This is a genomic window from Paenibacillus sp. BAC0078, assembly GCF_054483875.1.
The window spans coordinates 460,031-486,480 of sequence record NZ_JBTLRW010000003.1 but is presented as its reverse complement, the minus strand read 5'-3'; the positions used below and the strand labels follow the sequence as shown (position 1 = coordinate 486,480).

Annotated in this window: 21 protein-coding genes; 19 read left to right on the top strand and 2 right to left on the bottom strand. The window is 51.3% G+C overall.

All coding sequences use genetic code 11. From position 1 onward, the window contains the following. The first annotated feature begins 65 nt into the window (after positions 1-65). From ACX1DY_RS08930 to ACX1DY_RS08865, 14 genes are all read left to right on the top strand, one after another. Entirely contained in the window at positions 66-2,243 is a 2,178-nt protein-coding gene (locus ACX1DY_RS08930) for a RelA/SpoT family protein (protein ID WP_458963823.1), read from the top strand. A gap of 141 nt (positions 2,244-2,384) precedes the next feature. Then, entirely contained in the window at positions 2,385-2,828 is a 444-nt protein-coding gene (dtd, locus tag ACX1DY_RS08925; RefSeq protein ID WP_458963822.1) for a D-aminoacyl-tRNA deacylase, read from the top strand. 171 nt (positions 2,829-2,999) lie between these two features. Beyond that, complete coding sequence (locus ACX1DY_RS08920) at positions 3,000-3,155, top strand: hypothetical protein (protein ID WP_458963821.1); 156 nt, start codon at positions 3,000-3,002, stop codon at positions 3,153-3,155. A 50-nt stretch (positions 3,156-3,205) separates the two neighbouring features. Continuing rightward, on the top strand, positions 3,206-3,622 hold the full coding sequence (locus ACX1DY_RS08915) for a hypothetical protein (protein ID WP_458963820.1): 417 nt from the start codon (positions 3,206-3,208) through the stop codon (positions 3,620-3,622). Between the two features lie 790 nt (positions 3,623-4,412). Further along, entirely contained in the window at positions 4,413-5,639 is a 1,227-nt protein-coding gene (gene hisS, locus ACX1DY_RS08910) for a histidine--tRNA ligase (protein WP_458963929.1), read from the top strand. A gap of 72 nt (positions 5,640-5,711) precedes the next feature. Then, positions 5,712-7,490: an aspartate--tRNA ligase gene (gene aspS / locus ACX1DY_RS08905; protein ID WP_458963819.1), complete on the top strand. Its 1,779-nt coding sequence runs from the start codon at positions 5,712-5,714 to the stop codon at positions 7,488-7,490. Between the two features lie 145 nt (positions 7,491-7,635). Continuing rightward, positions 7,636-8,391 carry a tRNA threonylcarbamoyladenosine dehydratase gene (locus tag ACX1DY_RS08900; protein ID WP_458963818.1) on the top strand — a complete coding sequence of 252 codons (756 nt, stop codon included), beginning with the start codon at positions 7,636-7,638 and terminating at the stop codon, positions 8,389-8,391. Beyond that, positions 8,388-9,032, top strand: coding sequence for a YdeI/OmpD-associated family protein (locus ACX1DY_RS08895; protein WP_458963817.1), 645 nt, complete (start codon positions 8,388-8,390; stop codon positions 9,030-9,032). The genes ACX1DY_RS08900 and ACX1DY_RS08895 overlap by 4 nt, the downstream gene beginning before the upstream one ends. A 136-nt stretch (positions 9,033-9,168) precedes the next feature. Next, complete coding sequence (locus tag ACX1DY_RS08890; RefSeq protein WP_458963816.1) at positions 9,169-10,470, top strand: NCS2 family permease; 1,302 nt, start codon at positions 9,169-9,171, stop codon at positions 10,468-10,470. 388 nt (positions 10,471-10,858) lie between these two features. Further along, entirely contained in the window at positions 10,859-13,063 is a 2,205-nt protein-coding gene (locus ACX1DY_RS08885) for a HelD family protein (protein WP_458963815.1), read from the top strand. 411 nt (positions 13,064-13,474) lie between these two features. After that, complete coding sequence (locus ACX1DY_RS08880) at positions 13,475-13,756, top strand: CD3324 family protein (protein ID WP_019909096.1); 282 nt, start codon at positions 13,475-13,477, stop codon at positions 13,754-13,756. A gap of 175 nt (positions 13,757-13,931) precedes the next feature. Continuing rightward, positions 13,932-15,236: a replication-associated recombination protein A gene (locus ACX1DY_RS08875; protein ID WP_458963814.1), complete on the top strand. Its 1,305-nt coding sequence runs from the start codon at positions 13,932-13,934 to the stop codon at positions 15,234-15,236. 348 nt (positions 15,237-15,584) lie between these two features. Next, on the top strand, positions 15,585-18,320 hold the full coding sequence (locus ACX1DY_RS08870; RefSeq protein WP_458963813.1) for a glycoside hydrolase family 9 protein: 2,736 nt from the start codon (positions 15,585-15,587) through the stop codon (positions 18,318-18,320). A 26-nt stretch (positions 18,321-18,346) separates the two neighbouring features. Beyond that, complete coding sequence (locus tag ACX1DY_RS08865; RefSeq protein WP_458963812.1) at positions 18,347-21,226, top strand: glycoside hydrolase family 48 protein; 2,880 nt, start codon at positions 18,347-18,349, stop codon at positions 21,224-21,226. A 151-nt stretch (positions 21,227-21,377) separates the two neighbouring features. On the opposite strand, the gene ACX1DY_RS08860 is transcribed toward ACX1DY_RS08865, so the two are convergent. After that, on the bottom strand, positions 21,378-22,025 hold the full coding sequence (locus tag ACX1DY_RS08860) for a P-loop NTPase family protein (protein ID WP_458963811.1): 648 nt from the start codon (positions 22,023-22,025) through the stop codon (positions 21,378-21,380). Positions 22,026-22,408: 383 nt separating this feature from the next. Here ACX1DY_RS08860 and ACX1DY_RS08855 point away from each other — a divergent pair, with 383 nt between their 5' ends. Beyond that, positions 22,409-23,032 carry a GNAT family N-acetyltransferase gene (locus ACX1DY_RS08855; protein WP_458963810.1) on the top strand — a complete coding sequence of 208 codons (624 nt, stop codon included), beginning with the start codon at positions 22,409-22,411 and terminating at the stop codon, positions 23,030-23,032. Here ACX1DY_RS08855 and mnmA read toward each other — a convergent pair. Further along, positions 23,029-24,150 (bottom strand): tRNA 2-thiouridine(34) synthase MnmA, encoded by a 1,122-nt coding sequence (gene mnmA, locus ACX1DY_RS08850; RefSeq protein WP_458963809.1) that lies wholly within the window; start codon positions 24,148-24,150, stop codon positions 23,029-23,031. The two genes, ACX1DY_RS08855 and mnmA, sit on opposite strands and share 4 nt — an antisense overlap. 310 nt (positions 24,151-24,460) lie before the next feature. Between mnmA and cymR the strand changes: the two genes are divergently transcribed. From cymR to ACX1DY_RS08830, 4 genes are all read left to right on the top strand, one after another. After that, positions 24,461-24,880, top strand: a complete 420-nt coding sequence (gene cymR / locus ACX1DY_RS08845; protein ID WP_458963808.1) for a cysteine metabolism transcriptional regulator CymR — start codon at positions 24,461-24,463, stop codon at positions 24,878-24,880. A gap of 87 nt (positions 24,881-24,967) precedes the next feature. Then, positions 24,968-25,264: a hypothetical protein gene (locus ACX1DY_RS08840; protein ID WP_458963807.1), complete on the top strand. Its 297-nt coding sequence runs from the start codon at positions 24,968-24,970 to the stop codon at positions 25,262-25,264. Then, positions 25,233-25,760 (top strand): hypothetical protein, encoded by a 528-nt coding sequence (locus ACX1DY_RS08835; RefSeq protein WP_458963806.1) that lies wholly within the window; start codon positions 25,233-25,235, stop codon positions 25,758-25,760. The genes ACX1DY_RS08840 and ACX1DY_RS08835 overlap by 32 nt, the downstream gene beginning before the upstream one ends. 44 nt (positions 25,761-25,804) lie before the next feature. Continuing rightward, positions 25,805-26,131, top strand: a complete 327-nt coding sequence (locus tag ACX1DY_RS08830; RefSeq protein ID WP_458963805.1) for a hypothetical protein — start codon at positions 25,805-25,807, stop codon at positions 26,129-26,131. The last annotated feature ends 319 nt before the right edge of the window (positions 26,132-26,450 follow it).

The following is a 26,450-nucleotide window of genomic DNA, read 5'->3' as shown; positions in this document are numbered from 1 at the left end:
AACCTGCAAATCCTGCAACCCTTGCGGGTTCATTTTATTATAGAAAGGAAACGGATACGACGAGAATGCGCATAGAGCAATTAACCGAAAAGGCCGGCGCCTATATAAAAGAAAAAGATCTTCTCCGCATCCGGGAAGCTTATGAATTTGCCGATCAGGCTCATCACGGGCAGGTTCGGAAATCGGGGGAGCCATACATTCTGCATCCGCTGGCGGTCGCAGATATTGTCATCAATATGCAAATGGATGTCATCTCCATTATTGCGGCGCTGCTGCATGATGTTGTGGAAGATACGACCGTGTCCCTGGAGCAGATCCGCGAGAAATTTGGCGATACCTGCGCCATGCTGGTGGATGGTCTGACCAAGCTGGAACGGATTCGCTTCCGCTCGAAGCAAGAGCAGCAGAACGAGAATTACCGCAAAATGTTTATCGCCATGGCTCAGGACATCCGGGTCATTGTCATCAAGCTCGCGGACCGTCTGCACAATATGCGTACACTCAAATATCAGTCCGAAGAGAGCCAGCGCCGTATTTCTTATGAAACGCTGGAGATTTTTTGTCCCATCGCCGACCGTTTGGGGATTTCCGCGATCAAATGGGAGATGGAGGATATTGCCCTCCGCTATTTGAACCCGCAGCAGTATTACCGCATTGCCAATCTGGTGCACAAGAAACGGGCGGAACGCGAGCAGTTCATCGAGAGCGTTATCGGACGCATCCGTGCCAAACTGGATGAAATGGGCATCGAGGGTGATCTCTCGGGACGGCCAAAGCATATTTACAGTGTATACAACAAAATGAGCACCAAAAACAAGCAGTTCAACGAGATTTATGATCTACTCGCTATCCGCATTATCGTAGACAATATTAAGGATTGTTATGCCACATTAGGCATTATTCATACTCTTTGGAAGCCGATGCCCGGCCGTTTCAAGGATTATATTGCTATGCCCAAAGCGAATATGTATCAGTCGCTGCACACCACAGTGGTAGGCCCGGGCGGGGAGCCGACGGAGGTTCAGATCCGTACATGGGAGATGCACCGTACTGCCGAGTTCGGGATTGCCGCCCACTGGGCTTACAAGGAAGGCAGCGGCAGCATCAACCCGGAGAACCGGATGCCGTTTTTCCGGGAAATTCTGGAGCTGCAGCATGAGGCCAAGGATGCCGAGGAATTCGTCGAGTCGCTCAAAATGGACTTTTTCTCGGATCTCGTGTTTGTCTTCACGCCTAAAGGAGAGGTTGTGGAGCTTCCGGCCGGATCGGTGCCGCTTGACTTTGCTTTCCGTATCCATACGGAGGTAGGGAACCGGACGATTGGCTCCAAGGTGAATGGACGGATTGTCCCGCTGGATCACAAGCTGAAGACCGGGGATATCGTGGAGATTCTGACCTCGAAGAACTCTTACGGTCCGAGCCGCGACTGGCTGAAGATTGCCCAATCCTCACATGCGCGCAGCAAGATCAAGCAGTGGTTCAAGAAGGAGAAACGCGAGGAAAATGTTGAGAAGGGCCGCGAAGCGGTAGAGCGCGAGCTGAAACGGCTGAATATGGAGGTTTCTGATTTTCTCACTGAGGATAAGCTCAGCGATGTAGCCAAAAAGTTCGCCTTCGGCGATGTGGAGGATATGCTCTCCGCAGTTGGCTTCGGGGGTATCACCGCTTCGCAGATTGCGAACAAGCTTACGGAGAAGCTACGCAAGGAACTGGAAGAGGCTGCAGGGCATCTTGAGCTTACGACCGAAATGAAGGAGATCAAGTCCAGCGGGGAGAAGCGCAATCAGCCGACCAACGGGGTTCGTGTAAAAGGCATTGATAATCTGCTTGTCCGCTTCGCACGATGTTGCAATCCGGTGCCCGGCGACGATATTATCGGCTATGTGACCCGCGGGCGCGGCGTTTCCGTCCATCGCGAGGACTGTCCGAATATTCCAACAGATGGCGATGGCGAGGAATCGGCGCGCGTGATCGAAGTGGAATGGGAAGGCAGCATGGAGGCCAACTATAGCGTGGATATTGAGATTACGGGCCATGACCGCAACGGCTTGCTCAATGAGGTGCTGCAGGCGGTGTCGGAGAGCAAGACGAATATCTCGGCAGTCACCGGACGCTCGGACAAGAACAAAATGGCGATGATTCATATGACCATTCTGATTCGCAATACTGATCATCTGCAGTCTGTAGTGGATCGGGTGAAGCGGGTCAAGGATGTATATACGGTTAACCGCATCATGCAATAGACATACATGCCGCTCTTTCGCGGCACTTCAGACGATGAGATTTCATAGATGACCCTCAATTTGGCTTCGCCAAATTCGAGGCTTCCATAACAATGTCCTCCGTTAGGACATCGTTATTTCAGGGTAGGGAGCTAAGACATAATGAGAGTAGTGGTGCAGCGCTGCAAGGAAGCCAGTGTAACCGTAGAAGGTGAAGTGACCGGAGCGATTGGAGAAGGCTTGATGCTGCTGGTTGGTGTTACCCATGAGGATACAGAGAAGGACGCCAAGTATTTGGCGGACAAGGTCGCCGGACTGCGCATTTTCGAGGATGAAGCCGGCAAAATGAATTTCAGCGTTACAGATACAGGCGGAGCGATATTATCGGTATCACAGTTCACACTGTATGGAGACTGCCGTAAGGGCCGGCGGCCGAATTTCATGGCTGCGGCTGCGCCTGCCGAGGCAGAGCGACTGTATGATTACTTCAACCAGGAGCTGAGAGCCGGAGGGCTTCAGGTGGAAACTGGCAGGTTTGGCGCTATGATGGATGTATCGCTGACCAACTGGGGTCCGGTGACGTTATTGCTGGACAGCCAGGGCTAAGCAAATACGTTTGTTATAAAAGGGTTTCGTATGGGGTTCCGGGAGGAATCGGCGTATGGGACCCTTTTTTTATTGCTGCACTTGCTGCAGCCGGGTTTTTGTGCGGATAGAGCCACCTTGTATTGGATAAACTAGGGGTGATTAATCATTCGCGTCATGTGGGGGCCTGACATGAGACATTCACAAAAAGCCTGGGCATGGATGAGCATTCCGGCGTACAGTGTTGGCTGTTGTCACGAAGCCTCGGCGGCGGCCAAAGGGGCCGAAGACAAGCGGGAGCTTCATGTATTGAAGGGAAAAAGCCGCAGTCTCCTGCCGCGAAGCTAAACCAAGTGCGGTGCGGCTGCTTTATTATTGACTAACAGGAGGGAACGGACATGACTCAGAGAATTCAGGCGTATTTCGAGAACGAAGATGAAGCGGAAGGCGCGAAGACGGCGCTGATACCTTTTGGTGTGACGGACATTGAAGTATCCGCATTGACTGATCCTTTGGATAAGGGCGATCATCGCGGGCGCAATATTTTGCTGCCGCTTGTCCCTTACAACACTTCAGCGATGGCCGGGCAGTCGTTTGGGGTTGCGGGAGCAGCAGGTCTGCTTCCAGGAGCGGTAATTGTGCCGGGAATCAACGTGGACGATGATTTCGGCAATAGCAGCGTAATGGATGCGGCTGACCGGGGGCCGGACGATCTGCATTATGTGATGGCACTTAAAGTGCCGGAAGAGAAGCAGAATGAGGTTGTTGAAATTTTGCGCGGCAAGCGTGCTATTGTGGAGATTTTTGAAGAATAGGAAGGAATGCATAAGCTTCTGCTGACCTGCACAGGTCGCCAGGAGCTTGATTTTTACCCTTGAGCTGAAAAATGTTGAATGAAATCTCTGGACAGAGAATAATGTTGTAGTGTAAAGTAATTTGTGGATCTAGGACTGGGGAATGTCCCAAAAAATAAAACGCTTTCTTTTCTGTAATACAACCGTAATATTACATTCATGATTCCTTAATATAGCCTGAATATAATAGAAGCATGACCCCCTTTTTTATAATATATGATGATGGACCTGCAGCAATCGGCTGCAGGTCATTTTTTTTGAACGATAATTATTTACAAGTTTCGCGCCACCAATTTCATTTCAATTCTTGACTTTAGCGCAGTGGTTCAGTAGAATCTAACAGTATACGGTATGTTATATTGTTTTGATGACGGGACCAAGTACTCCGTAACCCACAACCCCAGAGAGGAATCCCCGCTGAACCGGTTTTCGTCCATTGGAAGGACGCGTACCGTTTCCGCCCTGGCTGTAAGGATTCTGTTGATGAACGGACGAATGACTTCCCCGAGAACGCACGGCGAAAGCAGGCAATTCAGAATTGCCGCAGGTTAGTAGCCGATGCGCGTAGGCGGGCGTTAACCGCTTTGAGCGGATTTAAGGCAGTTTGCTTGAATCCGGAATGTGGGTGGCACCACGGGTGAATTATTGGTTATGATAATCCCTCGTCCCTGTTTGTAATGAACAGGAACGAGGGATTTTTTGTTATTTTCAGGAGGGATAGGCTGTGGCTAAAGAAAGATTCGAGAAACCTATGGGCACACAGGATGTGCTTCCAGGTGCAGTGGAGAAATGGCAATACGTTGAGAGCAAGGCGAGAGAGCTGTGCCGCCGCTTCAATTACCGGGAGATTCGCACACCATTGTTCGAGCATACCGGGCTGTTTGAACGCGGTGTAGGAGAAACAACGGACATTGTGGAAGGCGAGATGTATACCTTCAAGGATAAGGGAGACCGCGATCTGGCGCTGCGTCCGGAAGGAACAGCCGGCGTTGTGCGTGCCTACGTTCAGAACAAGCTGTATGGCGAACCGGATGTCAGCAAGCTGTATTATATCGGACCGATGTTCCGCTATGAACGCCCGCAGGCAGGAAGATACCGTCAGTTCCATCAGTTCGGGATTGAAGCTTTTGGAGCGGTGGACCCGGCAATTGATGCCGAAGTGGTCTCGATGGGGTATCAGTTCTACAAGGATTTGGGTCTGAAGGATGTCAAGGTGGAGCTGAATTCTGTCGGCAATGCGCCAAGCCGTGCGGCTTACCGCGAGAAGCTGCTGAACTTCCTGCGGCCGATGAGAGATACCCTCTGCAGCGACTGCCAGCGCCGGATGGAACGCAATCCGCTGCGGGTGCTCGACTGCAAGGTGGATCAGGATAAATTTGGCGGTGCGCCGTCCATTCTCGACAGTCTGGATGAGGAATGCACCGCACATTTTGAAAAGGTCAAAGCGCATCTGGACGTGATGGGTGTGGAATACAGCATTAACCCCCGTCTGGTACGCGGTCTTGATTATTACACGCATACAGCGTTTGAATATAAGGCGGCAGGCATTGGCTCTATTGATACAGTTGGCGGCGGCGGCCGGTACAACGGTCTGGTGGAAGAAATCGGCGGGCCGGATCAGCCGGGCATTGGGTTCGGGATCGGACTGGAGCGGCTTCTGCTGATTCTGGAGAATCAGGGTGTGGAGCTGCCGACGGAGAAGCCGCTTGATGTGTATTTTGTCGCTCTTGGTGAAGCGGCGGATTTGGAGATTACGAAGCAACTGTTCATTCTGCGCAGCCTGGGATACTCTGTGGAACGTGATTACCTTGGACGCAAAATGAAGGCGCAGATGAAATCGGCAGACCGGCTGAATGCGCGGTATACCGCAATTCTTGGTGAAGACGAACTGAATAGCGGCGTCATTGCCCTGAAATCTATGGCCACAGGCGAACAACGGACGGTCAAGCTCGAAGAGCTGGCATCCGCGCTGGATTAAGATTCGTTACTGATGTGATAAGCAGGGTTAGCGATAACACAAGTATTTTAACCATGAAGGGGTAGATAAATAATGACTAGAAGCCATCACTGTGGACAACTGACGACTGGGCATATCGGCGAGACTGTAACTCTTAACGGCTGGGTGCAGACCCGCCGCGACCTTGGGGGCGTACTGTTTATTGACCTGCGTGACCGCAGCGGAATAGTGCAAATCGTGTTCAACCCGGACTATTCCGGCGAAGCGCTGCAGATTGCCGACAAGGTGCGCAGTGAATATGTGCTTGCCGTTACGGGTAAAGTTGTAAAAAGAGATGATGAAACGATCAACCCCAATCTGCCGACTGGTGAAATCGAAGTGCAGATTACAAATATCGAAGTGCTGAATGCCGCTAAAACGCCGCCGTTCTTCATCGAAGATGGCGTGGAAGTGGATGAGTCCCTGCGCATGAAATACCGTTACCTGGATCTGCGCCGTCCGGAAATGTACAAGACGATGCTGCTCCGTTCCAAAGCGGCGAAGATTTTCCGCGACTTCCTGGACAGCGAAGGCTTCATTGATATTGAAACTCCGATTCTGACCAAAAGCTCGCCGGAAGGCGCACGCGATTATCTGGTGCCAAGCCGGGTGCATGAAGGTGAATTTTTCGGGCTTCCGCAGTCGCCGCAAATTTACAAGCAGCTCCTGATGGTGGGCGGTATCGAGCGCTACTACCAGATGGCCCGCTGCTTCCGCGATGAGGATCTGCGCGCTGACCGCCAGCCGGAATTCACCCAGTTCGATATCGAGACCTCGTTCATGCCTCAGGATGAGCTGCTGTCGATGATGGAGACTCTTATGCAGCGGCTGCTGAAGGAAACGATTGGCGTCGAGGTTGCTGTTCCGTTCCAGCGCCTGACCTACGCCGAAGCCATGGGCAAATACGGCTCGGATAAGCCGGACCTGCGCTTTGGCCTGGAGCTGGTGGAAATGAATGATATCGTAGCCTCAAGCGGTGTGAAGGTCTTCGCCTCTGTCATCGAAAAAGGCGGAGAGGTCAAATGCCTCAACGCCAAAGGCTGCGGCACCTGGACCCGTAAGGAGATTGACGATCTGGGACCTTATGCTGCGCGTTACGGCGCGAAGGGTCTGGCCTGGATTCAAGTGAAGGACGGCGAATTCAAGGGGCCAATCGTTAAATTCTTCACTGAAGAAGAGATTGCAGCCGTGAAGGAGCGCACAGGCGCCGAAGAAGGCGACCTCTTGCTCTTCTCCGCTGATAATAAGAAGGTAGTCGCTGATGTTCTTGGGGCGCTGCGCCTGAAGATTGGCCGCCAGCTTGGACTGATCGACGACAGTGTATTCAAATTCGCCTGGGTAACCGAATTCCCGCTGCTCAGCTATGATGAAGACCAGAAGCGTTTTGTGGCGGAACATCATCCGTTCACCCGCCCAATGGACGAAGACCTGCACCTGTTCGAGACCAATCCTGGAGCCATTCGTGCGCAAGCCTACGATATCGTGCTTAACGGCTATGAGGTAGGCGGCGGTTCCCAGCGTATCTACAAACGCGACGTACAGGAGAAAATGTTCGATGCGCTTGGCTTCACAACTGAGGTAGCTTACGAGAAATTCGGCTATCTGCTGGATGCCTTCGAATACGGCACTCCTCCGCATGGCGGGATTGCCTTCGGCTTCGACCGCCTGGTGATGCTGCTTGCCGGCCGCACGAACCTGCGGGAAACCATTGCTTTCCCGAAAACAGCGAGTGCAACCGACCTGTTGATGGACGCTCCGGCACCGGTTGATGCCGCGCAGTTGGAGCAGCTTCACATCAAGTTGGCTCCAAAACCGGAAAAAGTAAAGCAATAAATTATATTTGGCTTACGGAGCGGGTTGCCTGCTCCGTAAGCTTTTAGATGCTTACAAGACTAAAGGCGTATGCTTCCGAAGTGAGGTTTGTACGAAGCTAAATTCAGGAAGCATACGCTACAAAACTTTTAGGAGGCTGTACATCATGCTGCATCAGTTCTCGCGAACAGAGCTGGCGATTGGACCGGAAGGTCTGGAGATTATGAAGAACAGCACAGTAGCCGTGCTCGGGATCGGCGGTGTGGGCGCGATGGCGGTTGAGGCCCTTGCCCGCACCGGGATTGGCCGCATTATCCTCATCGACAAGGATTCGGTAGACATCACCAACATCAACCGCCAGCTTCATGCGCTCACAACCACCATAGGCCAGAACAAAACGGATCTGATGGTCGAACGCATCAAGCTGATCAATCCGGAATGCGAAGCAATTGCGCTGAATATGTTCTATACGGAAGAAACGTATGAGGAGCTTTTCAAGTACAAGCTGGATTTCGTAATTGATGCTTCGGATACGATTATCTACAAAATTCATCTGATGAAGGAATGTCTGTCCCGGGGAATCCCGATGATTTCAAGCATGGGCGCAGCTAACAAAATGGACCCGACCCGCTTCCAGGTGGCCGACATTTCCAAGACCAGCATGGACCCGATTGCCCGGGTGATCCGCCAGAAGCTGCGCAAGGAAGGCATCAAGAAGGGGATAAAGGTTGTCTTCTCAACCGAACAGCCGGTGAAGCCGCGTGAGGATGTTACGGAACAGATCGTCCCTGCCAATGCGCCGGACCGGCGCAAAGCGAAGCAGCCGCCAGCCAGCAACTCGTTCGTGCCGCCGGTAGTCGGCCTCATCATGGTCAGCGTCACCGTGCGTGATCTGTTGGAGGCTGGCGGAATCAGGGTATGAATGACGCGCTGATCAAGAAGCTTCGCTTACCGCAGGGCGGGAGTGTACTCGTGCTGCAGCCGCCAGAAGGGTATTTGCAGGAGTTGGGCCTTGAAGCCAGGGCTGCAGAGTATAATTCCGGCCTCAAGGGGACGTATGATTACGTGCAATTGTTCGCAGCAACTGTGAAAGAACTGGAGCAATATGGACCTGTTGCCCTTAGCGCCATCCGTCCGGACGGCCTGTTGTGGTTATGTTATCCGAAGGGAAGCTGCGGGCTCAAGACCGATCTCAGCCGGGACAAGGGCTGGGATAGCGTAAAAGCTGCGGGCTTTGAAGGAGTATCGCTGGTATCGGTTGACGAGACCTGGTCGGCGATGCGGTTCCGTCCGCTTGGAGCTACGACACGCCGCAGCGGCTCGGGAGCCCCCTCGGCTGCTAAGAAGCCTGCGGCAGCGGTGCTTCCTGTTCTAGAGGATCTGCTGGAGGCGCTGAAGAAGAATGAGGCGGCGGAGAGCTTTTTTGCCGCACTCGCCCCTTCACACCGTAAAGCTTATATCACCTGGATTATGGAAGCCAAGCGGGAAGAAACGCGTGCCTCGCGTATTGTTCAGACTGTAGAGAAGCTCCTGCTGGGCCGGAAGAATCCTTCAGATAAATAGCATCGGCTAAGAACACAGGACACAAGGGCGTACAGCTTTATCCGGCTGCTACGCCCTTTTATTGCGGCTGCGGAAAGACAAAGGTCTTATCGAAAAGATACCGCCGGAGGAACTCAAAATCAGTGGAGGTTGCAAAATGAAATCGAAGATTTGGCGAAATAGCGTAGGCCTGGAGCCGGGTGATAACTGGAAACAGGAATGGGCCGCAGGCATCCTGTCCTATTTTGCTTCAGTATATATTGTAATGGTTAACGCAGCGATTCTGCATGATGCGGGGATGCCGCTGCGGGCAGGGATGGTGGCTACGCTGCTGACGGCAGTCACCGGCTGCCTGCTCATGGCTTTTGGCGGCAAAACGCCGATTATCGTCGTGCCGGGCATGGGCATTAACGCTTTTTTCACCTATACGCTTGTGCATTCCATGAAGCTGGATTGGCGCGAAGCGCTTGCGGTGGTAATAGTGACGGGAGTGCTGTTCGCCATTGTCGCGTTTACTTCCCTGTACCGGATCTTAAGCGAGGCGATTCCCCATAATATGCAGCATGCGATTACTGTCGGAATCGGGCTGTTTTTGACGTTTATCGGTCTGCAAAAAAGCGGGATTGTAATCGCCCATCGGACGACCTTTGTCGCGATTGGGCATTTCAGTGATCCGGCGGTTATTACCTCCTGTGTGACCCTGATTCTGGCGCTTGTGCTATTCATCCGTGGGACACGCGGCGGGCTGCTGATCAGCATGCTGGTAGGTACAGGACTCGCCTATTTGCTGGGAGCAGCCAAGGTGCCGGAAAATACGGATTCTGGACACGTGTTCACAGGCTATGGCGATGTGTTCGCCGGGATGGACTGGAGCAGAATCGTCAGCCTGGTCTTCTGGATTGCTGTATTTCTGCTGCTGCTGATTGTCGTGTTTGAAAATATCGGCCTGATCTCATCCCAGACGCTGATGTCAGGCCGTCCCGAACGCTTCAAAAGCAGCCTGCGGGCGCTCTCCATTGCCAATATCGCCGCCGGTCTGTTCGGCAGCAGCCCTGTGGTTGCGGCTGCCGAGTCTACGGCTGGGATTGCCGCAGGGGGGCGCTCCGGCCTGACCTCGCTGGTCACCGGCCTCCTGTTCGGGGCCACGTTCCTGTTCATTCCTCTGCTGGCCTATGTGCCGGACAGCGCGATTGCGCCGATTCTGATTGTGATCGGCGGCCTGATGGTGCAGAATGTGCGCGAGATGGATCTGAGCGACATGACCGAGCTGTTCCCCGCCTTTCTGATCATGGTAATGATTCCGTTCACCTACAGTATTGTGGACGGTATGGCGTTTGGCTTCATCACCTATCCGATTGTTAAGCTGGCTATGGGCAAAGGCAAGGATGTTCCGCCCGCGCTGTACGGAATTGCCGGTCTGTTCGTAGCTAACTTTGCGCTGCATGCTTTTATGGGATGATAATTTATGTCGAAATATGTAGCTTGAAAGATATGGCATTTCGTGCTCTGCTGTGATATAATAAATATCCTTTTTGTGTGAGTGAAGCCAGTCTTACACGAGGCAAATCAGTGGCATACACCTGCTGGATGCTATCCGTTGAACTAAAGAAAACATAAAAAGGGCAGAAGTGACGGAGGAGAAGTTTGGAACTGTAGGAGCGTCAGCGACCGCCTTTGTCTCCGGATGTTATCCGCTATAAGCGGTACAATCCAAAACATCTGGAGACAACAGCGGCCGGAAGTCCAAACATTCTCTGCAGTTACGACCAGACCCTAATATGAAAATCTATAGTTCAACTGATATAGACCAGGCGTATGCATACAAAACTTTTAGGAGGTAACTGAAATTGGAGGACAACTTTCAAAGTGCCTATCAAGAGGAAGAAGACAGGCTAAACAGCACGCTTACAGAGATTGACACGGTGCTTGAGAGACTGCGCAGCATTCCGGTGTACACAGGGCACGATTATACGGAGCAGGCGCTGGAGGCCTCAAGGGAGCAGCGGCGCAAAGACCTTGCCAAGCTGCGGCAGGAGCCATATTTTGGACGGCTTGATTTTCAGGGTACAGATGAGGATGACCGCAAAGCGCTCTACATCGGTAAAATCGGTGTGGACCGGGAACAGGTAAGCGACCGTCCGCTGGTGATTGACTGGCGCGCTCCGGTAGCGAGCCTGTTCTATTCGTTTACCGGCGGTACGGAGCCAGCCTCCTATGAAGCCCCAGAGGGGCTGATCGAAGGGCTGGTGTACCTGAAGCGCAACGTGGTGATCCGCAAGCAGATTCTGGAGAGGGTAGCAGATACGTATAACCGGGACAGCGACGGACCGGCCGTATCGGATGAATTCCTCGTCTACCGGCTGGGCGAGAACAAGGATAACCGGCTCCGCGACATCGTCTCGACGATTCAGGAGGAGCAGGACAAGATTATCCGGGCGGCGAAGAACACTGCGCTGATTATCCAGGGCGTGGCGGGCAGCGGGAAAACCACGGTCGCGCTACACCGGCTGGCGTTCCTGCTGTACCAATACAAGGATCAGGTATCTGCGGAGAAAATGATTATTTTCGCGCCGAACCGGATGTTCCTGGATTATATTTCGGATGTGCTGCCCGAGCTTGGGGTCGGCAACATTGCCCAGAGCACCTTCCCTGACTGGGCGGCGGGTGTGCTGGGACTTGAGCTGCCAGAGCAGAATGCTGCTGAAACAATGAACCACTGGTTCGAAAGAGAAGGCGGTATGCCGGAGATTACAGAAGAGACACCTGGCCGGTTTAAGGGATCGACTGCCCTTATGGAGATCATCGAGTCCGCTATCCGGTTGCTGGAGAACGGGGCGGTGCCCGAAGGCGATTTCAGCCCCTGGGAGGGGGCGGTACTGCGCCGGTCCATGATTCTGCGCTGGCATAACGAGGAATACGCCCCGTATCCTCCAGCGAAGCGCAAGGAACGGGTCATGGCGCGGATTCACCGCTGGATTGAGATGGAGCTGAAGAAGAGTCCCTCGGCGGCGGCGCTGAAGGACCGTAAGAAGAAAAGCGCGGCACGCGAGAAAGCCTACAGCGCCAAGTGGCCGAAATACGAGCCGCTGAACATTTACAAGCAGCTTTTCCGCGCGGTGAAGGTTCCTGAGGATTGGCCGGCTGAGGCGCCGGAGCTTATTCCGCAGGGAGTGCTGAAGATGACCGTCAAGGACCTCAAAAAAGGCATTCTGCATGAAGAGGATCTGCCGCCGCTGCTGTATATTCATTATTTGCTGAACGGCAATGAGGGCGGCAGCCGCTTTGACCATATCGTAATTGATGAAGCGCAGGACTTCTCGCCATTTCAGATTGCGGTGCTGGATTTGTATGTCAAAGGACACTCCTTTACCATTCTGGGCGATCTGTCGCAGGGTATCCATGCTTATAAAGGCGTCCATGCCTGGGAAGAGATGCAGAGACTGTTCGCTCCTGAAAATACGGCTTACCACGCGTTGACCCGCAGCTACCGTTCGACCATGGAGATTATCGAATTTGCCAACGGTATTCTTGCGGCCGGTGTCGGCAGCAGCCTGCTCGCTGTACCGGTCTTCCGCAGCGGAAATCCCGTGCGGCTGATTTCTTATGGCGAAGGGCTGCCCAAAGCTGCGGCAGCAGGCGGGGAGGTCCGCGTCCATGCTGTAAGGACGGCCCTGAAGGCACTCTCCGGCCGGGAATACCGCACGATAGCCGTCTTGACCCGCAGCATGCGGGAAGCCTCCGAGCTGTACGGCGAGCTTGCCGGCCAGTTTGAGGATATTCACCTGATCGACGGCAGCATGACCGAATACAGGGGCGGTCTGTCCGTCCTGCCGGTATATCTGTCCAAGGGGCTGGAGTTCGACGCAGTCATTTTGGCTGATGCCGATTCAGACCATTACGGAGCCGCGGCCTGGGACGCGAAGCTGATGTATGTAGGCTGTACCCGCGCACTGCATGAGCTGTGGCTGCTGTACGGAAGCGCCCTCCCGTCCTATGTGCAGGACGGAGATGGAACCGCCTCCGGCTGGCCGGATCAAGCCCCATCCGAATAAAAATAGTATCCTCCCTGCTGGTCAAGAATAATTATAACTATTCTTGAACTTGTAACCTGCCCGCAGCTATGGCTTAATAATAAGTGTCCGGCCGGGCAAGATTACTTCTGGAAGGAGGCTGATTGAAATGATTTCAGTATACGAGGTGGTTTCCGCTTAGTGCGGAAACCTATTTACGGGGAGGCCGAAAGGCCTCCTTATCATTTATAATTGATGCGGGAGAGGGCCGTTACCAGGACGGTACACCCGCCGGAATGACATTGAATGTAGACGCTAACCACAGGGTTTTATATAATGAACTTACGGTTTTACCAAATTTGAGGAGAAGAAAGGAGGCAGGTGGCATGAAGGTATTTAACAATGCAGTGGACGGACTAAACGGAACACACCTGTTGAAGGAGGAAACACAGCGTGAGCTATGTCAATGGAAAGGATGTGCTCCCCCCGGGCCTGCTCGAAGAGCTTCAGGGATACATCCAGGGTGAATTGCTTTATATCCCCAAGAAAACGGAGCAAAGGGTAAAATGGGGCGAGAACAGCGGCTCCCGGCAAGAAATTGCCAACCGCAATGAGGAGATTTTCTGCAGTCACCGCAGCGGCTGCTCGGTGAACGAGCTGCAGGAGAGATACCACTTATCTGAGGAAAGCATCCGCAAAATCATTTCAAAAATGCGGCTGGCGCTGACCCGCTAGCCTTAACTTTGAACAAAGAGCATGGCACCCGCCACGAGGGCGAGGTCATGCTCTTTTTATTCAAATTGCAGAGGACAACGGCGGCGCGTTTCTTCTTGATTGCTGATGCAGTGTGGTATGATAGAGAACAGGAATGTTTCTCTTATCCCCAAGATTACAGCAAGGAAGTGGAATAATGGATTTATTTTCACTCAGTGAGGAACCCGCAAGCGGACGGCTGCTGGCAGACCGGATGCGGCCGGAGAATCTCGATGAATATATTGGACAAGAGCATATTGTGGGTCCGGGCAAGCTGCTGCGCCGCGCGATTGAAGCCGATCAGGTCTCATCCATCCTGCTCTATGGCCCTCCCGGCTGCGGCAAAACCACCCTGGCCCATATCATCTCCCATCATACCCAAGGTGAATTTGTCCGGCTAAATGCGGTGGAGGCTTCGGTTAAGGATGTGCGCGAGGTGATTGAGCGCGCCCAGAACAATAAATCACTGTATGGCACGAAGACGATACTGTTTCTGGACGAGGTGCACCGCTTCAACAGCTCCCGCCAGGATGCGCTGCTGCCGGCCGTGGAGAAGGGGACGATTATTTTTATCGGAGCCACGACCGAGAATCCGTTCCATTATGTGAACGGGGCGCTTATGAGCCGCTCCACGCTGTTCCAGCTAGAATCCTTAAGCAGTGCACACAGTATGATAGCGATGAGGAGAGCACTGGCTGATGAGAAGCGGGGGCTCGGATTTATGGAGCTGCAAGTGGATGAAGAAGCACTGGAGCATATCGCAGGCATGGCGAATGGCGACATCCGGCGGGCGCTGAACGCCCTGGAGCTGGCAGCGATGACGACAGCGCCGGAGGCGGATGGCAGTGTGCACATTACGCTTGCAGTGGCGGAGGAGTCGATCCGCCGTCCGATTGTCAAAGCCGATGAATCGACGCAATATGACGTCTTGTCGGCTTTTCACAAAAGCATCCGCGGCTCCAGCGACGCCGCCCTGTTCTGGTTCCTCTATGCCGTGGAGAAGCTTGGTATGGACCCGATGACGTTCATCCGCCGCCTGATTGCGGCCAGCAGCGAGGATATCGGCCTGGCCAATCCGCAGGCGATGGTACAGGCGGTCAGCGCCCTGGAAGCCTACCGCAACAACGGCTGGCCGGAGGCCAGGCTGAACATCACCCAGGCCATCCTGTTCGCGGTCGAGAGTCCGAAGTCGAATGGCGTCGTTATGGCGATTGCAAACGTGATGGACTGCATCGAGGAGCTGAAATCGGCCGAGGTGCCGCTGCATCTGCGGGATACGCACTATAAAGGCGCGGCAGCGCTCGGACACGAGGGTTATCAGTATCCGCATAATTTTCCCGGCCATTATGTGAAGCAGGATTATTTGCCTAAGGTGATAGCCCGTAAGGTCTTCTATGAAGCTACTGAACAGGGCAATGAAGCAAAAATCCGCCACAATCAGGGCTTGCGGCGCGGGCAGTAACCCTACCAGATAAGGATTAGACGATGAAGAACCGCTCATTCGCTGCATGAGGCGCTGTTGCCTCTGGCGGAGGAGGGGTTCTTTTTTTAACAGCAATTTAGCGAAAAAGAAAATTTTATTTACAAATAAGCCCAGATTTCATCTTTTTTTCTATGTAAATATATAGCAATAAACGCCCGTTTATGGTATATCTGTATATAGGATGAATAATCCTAACATCGATATGGGAGGTGAAAGTTAAGTCTAGCAGAGTAAAATGTCTAATCTAGGCACTGGGGAGGTATTGGCGCGTGAGCAAGTCCATTCAATCCAAACGAAATGTGAGGAAGAGAAAGGAGCAGGGTTAAGATGAACAAGAGGAAAGGCAAGCAAGGACTTATTCTATCCTTGAGTTTAATGTTAACTTGCACAATGGTTTCGGGCGTTACATTTCACCCGTCTGTGAGCAAGGCTGCGGAAAGTAGCTACAATTATGCAGAGGCACTGCAGAAATCTATCTACTTCTATGAGGCCCAGCGGTCCGGCGCTCTGCCGGATAACAACCGTGTGAAATGGAGAGGCGACTCGGGTCTGCAGGATGGTGCGGATGTCGGCCATGATCTGACCGGAGGCTGGTATGATGCGGGAGATCATGTCAAATTCGGCTTCCCTATGGCATACACTGCCACGATGCTGGCATGGTCGGTCTATGAGTATAAGGATGGCTATGTCCAGTCCGGGCAGCTGGATGAGATTCTGGACAACATCCGCTGGGCAACAGACTATTTTGTGAAAGCGCATACCGCACCGAACGAGCTGTGGGGACAGGTCGGGAACGGTACTGCGGATCACAATTGGTGGGGCGCTGCGGAGGTCATGCCGATGGCACGGCCTGCGTACAAGATTGACGCTGCCCATCCCGGCTCCGATCTGGCTGCAGAGACCGCAGCGGCGCTTGCTTCGGCATCCATTATCTTCAGGGATTCGGACCCCGCTTATGCGGACAAGCTGCTGCTCCATGCGAAGCAGTTGTACAATTTTGCCGATAAGTACCGGGGGGCTTACTCAGACACCATTACCGATGCCCAGCAATATTACAAATCGTGGAGCGGCTATGCGGATGAATTAAGCTGGGGCGGAATTTGGCTGTATCTGGCGACCGAGGACCAGACTTATTTGGACAAGGCCATAGCAGCAAGCGATTCATGGTCTACCAATCAAGCTGGCAATTGGGGCTATCAGTGGACCCAGTCCTGGGATGACAAGCATTATGGCGCTCAGCTGCTGCTGTCGCGCATCACCGGTGACAGCAAGTTCATCCAATCCACTGAACGGAATATGCAATATTGGACGACTGGCGTGAACGGCACATCCGACCGTGTCACCTATACTCCTGGCGGACTTGCGCATCTGGATGAGTGGGGAGCGCTGCGGTATGCGGCCAACCAGGCTTTTCTGGCGTTTGTCTATTCGGATTGGGTAAGCGATCCTGCGAAGAAGGCTACAGCCCGCACGTTCGCCGAGCGGCAAATCAAGTATATGCTGGGCGATAATCCGCGAAATAGCAGCTATGTTATCGGGTTTGGCAGCAATTCGCCGCAGCATCCGCATCACCGGACCTCTCACGGTTCGTGGAGCGACAGTCAGACCACGCCTGCAAACCACCGGCATATTCTTTACGGAGCGCTGGTTGGAGGTCCTTCCAAGACCGACAGCTATACTGACACCATCAGTGATTATGTTTCGAATGAAGTTGCAACCGATTACAATTCAGCATTTACAGGCGCTTTGGCTAAAATGATGATCCTGCACGGACAGGGACAAAAGCCGCTGGCCAACTTCCCTGATGCAGAAACACCTGAGGATGAAATGTTTGTTGAGAGCTCTGTCAATGCCAGCGGCAGCAACTTTGTAGAAATTCGTGCGGTGCTGAATAACCGATCGGGCTGGCCGGCACGCTCCAGCAGCCAGATGTCTTTTAATTACTATGTAGATCTAAGTGAAGCTGTAGCTGCGGGCTATGGGCCTGAGGATATCACGGTCAAAGCGGGAGGCTACAACCAGGGCGGTACCGTCTCGCAATTGCAGCCTTACGATGCAGCGAATCATATTTATTATACGAAAATCGACTTCACCGGCACACCGATCTATCCCGGCGGGCAGTCTGCCTTCCGCAAGGAGATTCAGTTCCGGATATCGGCTCCGCTGAATACGGCCTTCTGGGACAACTCGAACGACTTTTCCTTCAAGGGCGTAGCTCTTACGGCATCCTCACCTGTGAAGAACCCCTATATTCCGGTGTTCGATGCTGGCGTTAAAGTGTATGGAGAGCTGCCATCGGGCGGTAATCCCGGTGAACCGCAGGTTCCGGCACATCCATCCGGGGTGCAGGCTGTAGCCGGCAATGCCAGTGTGGCCTTGAGCTGGAACGCTGTCAGCGGCGCGGCGCAGTATACCGTCAAACGCTCCCTGGTGAACGGCGGGCCTTATAGTGCAATCGGGACCGTAACAGGGACGGCCTATAGCGACACCGGGCTGGTTAACGGAGTGGACTATTATTACGTAGTGACCGCTTCGAATAGTGTAGGCGAGAGTACAGCGTCCGCACAGGTCAGCGCCCGACCGAAGGAGTCCACTCCGCCGGCAACAGGCACTTTACGTGTGCAGTACCGCACCAATGATACAAGTCCCGGTGACTCACAAATCCGCAGCCAGTTCCGAATCGTGAACACAGGAACAGCGGCTGTCGATCTCAGCGGGCTTAAGCTCCGGTATTATTACACCGTAGACGGGGACAAGCCGCAGGAATTTCATTGCGACTACGCTGCGATCGGCAGCGGTAATCTGAGCGGCAGCTTTGGCAAGCTGAATCCGGGGACCGCGCTTGCGGATGCCTATGTCGAGATTTCTTTTGCCTCAGGTGCCGGCAGCCTTGCTCCAGGAGCAGATACCGGTGAAATTCAGATACGCTTCAACAAGACGGATTGGGCAGCTTATAACGAGAATAACGATTATTCCTACAGCGGCACTCAGACAGCCTTCGCTGATTGGAATAAAGTCACACTGTACCGCGAAGGAAAGTTGATTTGGGGCTTGGAACCATAATCATTCCAGAGAGGAAGCGTGAGAAGATGAAACTGAAATCCATTAAAAAGCCTGTATCCGCAGTGTTATCCGCCATTCTAGTAGTCTCTCTTTCAACCAGTTTATTTAATTTCAAACCCGCAACAGCCAAGGCTGCTTCGGTGGAGGAAACGCGTTTTCTGCAAATGTATGCCCAGCTAAAAAACCCGGCGAACGGTTATTTCTCGGCTGAAGGCATTCCTTATCATTCGGTGGAGACCTTGCTTAGCGAAGCGCCCAATTACGGGCATATGACTACCTCGGAGGCATACAGCTACTGGATGTGGCTTGAAGTGCTATATGGCTATCATACCGGGGACTGGACCAAGCTGGAGTCTGCCTGGGACAACATGGAGAAGTACATCATCCCGATCAATGAAGGCGATGGTGTGCAGGAGCAGCCGACCATGAGTAAATACAACCCGAACAGTCCGGCAACCTATGCCGCAGAATTCGCGCAGCCGGATCAGTATCCAAGTCCGCTGAACGGCAAATATACTCCGGGTAAAGACCCGATTGATGCCGAGTTGAAGTCCACCTATGGTGACAACCAGACCTATTTGATGCATTGGCTGGTCGATGTGGACAACTGGTACGGCTTTGGCAACCTGCTGAATCCTAATCATACTGCCTCATATGTGAACACGTTCCAGCGGGGCGAGCAGGAGTCAGTCTGGGAGGCGGTGGGGCATCCTTCGCAGGACAACAAAACGTTCGGCAAAAGTAATGAAGGCTTCATGAGCCTCTTCACCAAAGAAAATAATACGCCTGCCGCACAGTGGCGGTACACCAATGCTACAGACGCTGATGCGCGTGCTGTACAGGCTATGTATTGGGCCAAGGAGCTGGGCTATACCAATACCGTATACTTGAACAAAGCTAAGAAAATGGGCGATTATCTGCGGTACGGCATGTACGATAAGTATTTCCAAAAGGTTGGAAGCGCGTCCAACGGCACGCCGGTAGCAGGAACCGGTAAGGATTCTAACCAATATCTGCTGGCCTGGTATACTGCATGGGGCGGTGGACTTGGCTCAAGTGGAGACTGGGCTTGGAGAATTGGCGCGAGCCACACTCATCAAGGCTACCAGAACGTGGTCGCTGCTTATGCTCTCTCCAATCCGGATGGCGGTCTGATTCCGGCTTCGGCAACTGCGGGGCAGGATTGGGACAAATCATTAACACGCATGCTTGAATTCTACAACTGGCTGCAATCGTCAGAAGGAGCCATTGCGGGCGGAGCCACCAACAGCTACAACGGCTCATACAGCGCTTATCCAGCCGGTACAAGCACCTTCTATGGCATGGCCTATGATGAAGCTCCGGTCTATCATGATCCTCCGTCCAACAACTGGTTCGGCATGCAGACATGGAGTATGGAGCGGGTAGCTGAGTTGTATTACATTCTGGCTTCCAGCGGAGATACCACCTCGACCAATTTCAAAATGGCAAAACGGGCTATCGAGAACTGGATTGACTGGTCCAGCGATTATACCTTTGCCGGCAGCCGTCCGGTAACAGATTCCGATGGCTATTATCTGAACGAGCAAGGTCAACGGATTCTGGGCGGAGCCAACCCTCAGGTTGCTACAGTATCTGCACCCGGCGAGTTCTGGGTTCCAAGCAATGTCGAATGGCATGGCCAGCCAAATACCTGGAGTGGCTTCAGTTCCTTCACCGGCAACAGCAATCTGAAGGCTGTCACCAAAGATCCGAGCCAGGATACCGGCGTTCTGGGCAGCTACATTAAGGCCCTTACTTTCTTTGCTGCAGGGAATAAGGCAGAGAATGGTAACTATACCGCCCTTGGCGGAACAGCTACACAGCTCGCTAAATCGCTGCTGGATACGGCATGGGGCTACAATGATGGCGTAGGTATTGCCACAAAAGAGAAACGTGCGGATTATTTCCGTTACTTCACCAAAGAAGTGTATTTCCCTGCTGGCTGGACCGGAAAATCCGGTCAAGGAAACACTATACCTGGTAATTCTGTAGTCCCTTCCGACCCGGCAAAAGGCGGAAACGGAGTATACGCAAGTTATACCGATATTTTGCCTAATATCAAAAACGATCCGAAATGGAATTATTTAGAAGGTCTGTATAACAGCTCATATAACAAGGTCACCAAGACATGGGATAATGGAACTCCTGAATTCACCTACCACCGGTTCTGGTCACAGGTGGATATGGCCACTGCTTATGCCGAATATGACCGGCTGATCAACAAGGGCTCCGGTCCTATACCAACGGCAACACCGACAGCTTCGCCAAGTGCTACACCAACGCCTACAGCAACACCAACGGCAACGCCATCGGCCACACCGACACCAACACCAACAGCTACGCCAACAGTCACACCGACACCAACGGCAACACCAACAGCTACGCCAACAGTCACACCAACACCAACGGCTACACCTACGCCGCCAGTGGCGAATTTGGTAGTTCAATACCGTACAACGGATACCAACGCCACAGACTCACAGTTCCGCCCACAGCTTCGGATTGTGAATAACGGAACCACGGCGGTAGATTTGAGCAAAGTAAAACTCCGCTATTATTACACGATTGATGGGGACAAGCCGCAGCAATTCAATGTGGATTACGCGACTCTTGGCGGCGGCAATGTGCTAGGAAGCTTTGTGAAGCTGACTCCTGCGGTAACAGGGGCTGACTATTACGTTGAGGTCTCCTTCGCGGCAGGGGCAGGCAGTCTGGCTCCAGGTGCCAACACCGGAGAGATTCAACTGCGCATCAACAAAACCGACTGGAGCAATTACAATGAGGTTGGAGACTATTCCTATGATCCGTCCAAAACCTCCTACACCGACTGGACCAAAGTGCCGTTGTACATTAACGGTGTGCTGGCCTGGGGAGTAGAGCCTTAAGGGGCGCAGCAAAAATAAGAGATCAATAAGGAATCGCCTTTGATCCGGCATTGCAGGTAAAGAGTGCACCCCTCAGAAAAGTCACTGGATTAAACCTTTGGTTTATCCGATGACTCTGAGGGGTGCTTTTTTCAATGTCTATACAATAAATCTATAAACGGTCCACAAATTCATTGATTCGATGGTTGTATTCGCTCCACAGGTAATCACTGTTCTCAATGATCAATTTAGGAACTTCCCATTGGTCAATGACCGCACGGACAAAGGACTGGCTTATCCCCCACACTTCAGCAGCTTGCTTAAAATCTTCATCCGTATGCATGGACACCGGTCCCCACTCATTGCCGCGAACACTGCAAATAAACCGCCATTGCTTCTCAACATCCATCTGATAATAATAGATAAGAGCTGTATTCAATGGCTCAAGGATAGCCAGAAGAACGGAACAAAGCTCAAGAAGCTTATCTCGATTTATCCCATTAAGGTGAGCTACACTGATTGCGTCCTGGAACAAAACGCTTTCAATAATGATGATCTCTTCAGGTCCATTCAAACAGGTCTGAACAAATTCGCTGAACCTGGAAGCCAATGCTTGAATGAACAGGTCTGTAGCTACCTCATTGTCAAAAGAACCATAGTCCAGTCCCGGTGCTAAAAGCGGGTGGTTCTCTTCCTGCTCCAAGAAACATCTGGTGTTGATGTGGGCCGCGGACAATCGTTCGAAAATCCTGCTTGCAGTTGTTGTTTTTCCTGACCCTGGAATGCCGTCTATAATAATCAATTTCTTTTGTTTACTCACTGTCGTTCCTCCCTGGAATTTTATTTAGTCAGGAAGGAAGTTCTTGGTTTTAGGCATGAAAAATTATAATTTTGATTCATTCTCATGTGCGGGCCTCCGTAACGCTAGATTTATTGTTTCATCCAAATATTACTTTATATCCTTGGAGCATGCAATTGGTCACAACGCAAATGTTGTACGCAGTCGTGAGTAAAAAATATATATAAAGATATAATACATTGTTACTATGCTTCGAGTTTGTTAACGTGAATTATAATATGGTTAAAGGAGGCGTTTGTTGTGAGTAAACAAATGATTATAAAGGGCAGCCTATTAAGGGGAAATCTGCATAACTAGCCCTATAAACTGCGGGATCCTCCAATATTGAGAGGGGGAATGGCTAGATGTTTTTAAAACATGATTATTTGGTAATCCGTAATGCGACCGCTTACGATGCTCAGTTGTTATACAACTGGTGGAACAATGGAAAGATTATGGCCCATGCTGGGTATCCAAACGGCCTTGGTATTACAGAATATGAGATTCTGAAAAAGCTTGAAACTGATAATGATTTAAATCGCCGCTTGATTTTAGAAATATCCGCTGTCCCTGTTGGCGAGATGAACTATAGAACCGTAGAAAATAACGTTGCTGAAATTGGTATCAAGATTTGTGATTTTAGTCAACAGGATAAAGGCTACGGAACAATCTTCTTAATGATGTTAATCAATGCGTTGTTTAGCGAGATGGGATATTACAAAATCATTCTAGACACTAATTTTAATAATACACGGGCTCAGCACGTGTATGAGAAAATTGGTTTCTATAAAATGGCTGTCCGCCATAATTCATGGGGAAACCAATTAGGTGAATTACAATCGTCAATTGATTATGAATTAACCCGAAACCAGTTCAACAACACATCGGTAGTCTATAACTTTTCTTTGGACAGCAAAAAGCATCCTCAGCCGTATGAAAAGGCTAGGGATGCTTTTGTTCTGTTCATCTTCCGCTCCACGGATTATTAAGACAAGGGAAGTGGAACAACCTTCTCAGCGGTTTCAATCGTTCCGCCGCCGAGACACTGTTCACCCAGATAGAATACGACAGCCTGGCCCGGTGTAATGGCCTTTTGCGGCACATCGAAGGCTACATGCACAGTACCGTCTTCACGCGCAGTCAGGGTTACGCCTTGATCGGGCTGGCGGTAGCGGAACTTAGCGGTGCACTTCAGCGGGGTTGCCCCGAGTAGGCCTTCTTCGATCCAGTTCACGCCTGAAGCGATCAGGCCGGTAGAATACAGGCTTGGATGCTTGTCTCCCTGCACGACGTACAGGATATTGCGGCTGAGATCCTTCTCGGCCACAAACCACGGTTCACCCGTGCCGGAGCCTCCAATCCCAAGGCCCTGGCGCTGGCCCAGCGTATAGTACATGAGGCCTTCATGACGGCCCTTGACTTCGCCGGTGGCGATGTCCACCATATCCCCGGACTGTGCCGGCAGGTACTGGCTGAGGAATTCGCGGAAGTTGCGCTCGCCGATGAAGCAGACGCCGGTGCTGTCTTTTTTCTTCGCGGTGTACAGTCCGGCTTCCTCAGCAATTCTGCGCACTTCAGGCTTCGGCAGATGGCCGATCGGGAACATGGCTTTGGAGAGTTGATATTGGTTCAGCGCATTTAAGAAATAGGTCTGATCCTTGTTGCTGTCCACGCCACGCAGAAGCTTATAGATACCGTCTTCTTCAATTACCCTGGCGTAGTGACCCGTGGCAACATAATCCGCCCCAAGCTGCAGCGCCTTGTTCAGAAATTCCCCGAACTTGATCTCACGGTTGCACATCACATCCGGATTTGGCGTCCGTCCAGCCTTATATTCATCGAGGAAATAGGAAAAGACTTTATCATAGTATTCCTTCTCGAAATTAACGGTATAGTAAGGAATGTCAATTTGCTCGCATACGCGGCGGACATCCTCGGCGTCGGTCTCGGCAGTGCATACGCCGAACTCATCAGTATCGTCCCAGTTCTTCATGAAGATGCCGATGACGTCATAGCCTTGCTGCTTGAGCAGAAGCGCCGTAACGGAGGAATCGACTCCTCCCGACATGCCGACGACGACACGTGTATCCTGGATTGCCTTTGTCATCGAAATCACCATTTTCTATGCAAAAAATACCGGTATCCTACAGAACACCCGGCTCATTCAGTATTATAACATACATGTCTACCCCAAACTGCCTGTGACGGCTGCAAATTACGCTGGATTTGGCGGAAGTTTTGACAATTTGTCCACCACTGGTGAACATTTTTACGAAAAATTACAGTTTGCGCTCCAAATGTGTCCAAGGATATGATAACATAAGCTGAGAGCAAACATCGGAATACGTTGATATGACATATCTCATGTCCGGTCAACGATTTGGATTACCAGCAACTAAACCGAAAGAGGTGCCCCTTTGAAAATATCGACAAAAGGACGTTATGGATTAACAATTATGATGGAGCTTGCCCTGAAATTTGGCGAGGGTCCAACATCGCTTAAAAGCATTGCCGAAAAAAATGGCCTGTCCGAGCATTACCTGGAGCAGCTAATCGCTCCGCTGCGCAACGCGGGCCTGGTGAAGAGCATCCGCGGAGCCTACGGCGGTTACATTCTGTCGCGTGAGGCCGGCACAATTACCGCCGGTGACATCATCCGTGTACTGGAAGGCCCCATTTCACCTGTAGATTTCACCGAAGAAGACGACCCGGCCAAGCGCGACCTCTGGCTGCGTATCCGCGACAGCATCGCCGACGTGCTGGATTCCACCACCTTGTCCGATTTGATTAACTTCAAAGAAGCGAGTCATGTGGATAACTATATGTTTTATATTTAACAGGTTTTAAATTTTAAATTTAAAATACAGGGACGAGCCGGGGCGAAAGCAACCGGTTCGTTTTCATATTTAGGGGAGGAATATTCAATGAAAATGATAAGAGCAATTATCCAGCGGACAACGAAATGCCTTTTGAACATGCGGGAACAGATTCGGTTTGATCTTCCGTTTCAGCGCAATTTCGAATGGAAAAAGGAAAGTAACGGTAGATATGTGGAATGCAGTACATGCCACGGCCAGCATGTCTTTTTTGATAAGTTGGCTTTTACGGAATTGGATCGGGTGCGTTATGTGGACGAACAAGCCATTTGGCAATCTCTCGATGTTGTCATGGAGCAGGATACTGACATTAATGGCGCTTCGTTTGGCCACTTTATGTTCTAGCCTGAATGAGATTCCAAAGAAGGCTAAGCAGGTCGACATTGATGCAATCAATACTGCTGCAATTATTCCATTTGCACAACAAGAAATGGTCCATTCTTTTTTAACTGGAATTGATCCAAAGCTAAAGAATGAGGTCTCTAATTTTATCCACACCATAGTGCATTCTTATCCTGAGATCATCGAAAGCCTTGGAGACGGCGAGGGAAAATTGGATCCCGATACTAAACGTGGTTTGTTGGAAATTGGAAGTCAAATTTCAGTTGATTTTATTGAACAGCTTGAGGAAATAATACAGAATAATTACACTTCCCCAGTGATAAACACAGTTTCTTCGTTACCGAAAGAAGAACTAGCAGCAATGGCAGAAGGTTTGGTGAATTTAACGTCTATAAAAAGAAAAATGTCTAATGAAACCGAAACGGTAGGCGGACCTATTGATGTTGCAGATTTCTCCAGATTTAAATCACAATTATATCCAAAATTATTTAAAGAGTGATCATGATGATCCAGGCTGTACTGATACGCTACCGTAGAGAGTTCATGGAGAAACTTCAACAAATCAATGAAGATGACAATAGTTGGAGGCAAAAACTAACATCTTTTTTTGGATTATACCGTGAAACATTGGAAAACAACACTAAGCTTTGTTTGTGTTCTATGATGGCTGCTGAGTTGAATTCCTTCCCAGTCGAAATTCGTGACGAGTTAAATTTATTTTTTGATGCCAATACGACTTGGATTGAGAATGTACTCAGTCAAGGAAAATCAGAGGGTGAATTTAAATTTTTCAATGAGCCTTTGGAGCAAGCTAAGACACTTATTGCTTTTGTGCAAGGTGCCCAACTAATGTCTAGGACTTCAGGTTAAATAGGTTATTATGATTCCCTCGTCTCAAACTACATGGCGACTTTGACTCAAGATTAATATTATGATTAAAAAAGAATGAGAAAAAATAACAGAGCAGCGATACTCCCGTTACTGGAGAGTCGCTGCTCTGTGTTTTTGGTCACTGGTTGCTTGCTTGAGCAGATTATGAACAAGGGAAAGCCAGCCGACCTCAAGGGTTACATTTTCCACTCAGCAGAAAACGCCGGGATCCCAGGTTGCTTTTCAATTACGCTTGCATGCCTGCTGGCTCCCTCCCATTTAGTCATTATTTCCATTGACAGCGTCTTCAGGTTTCGCT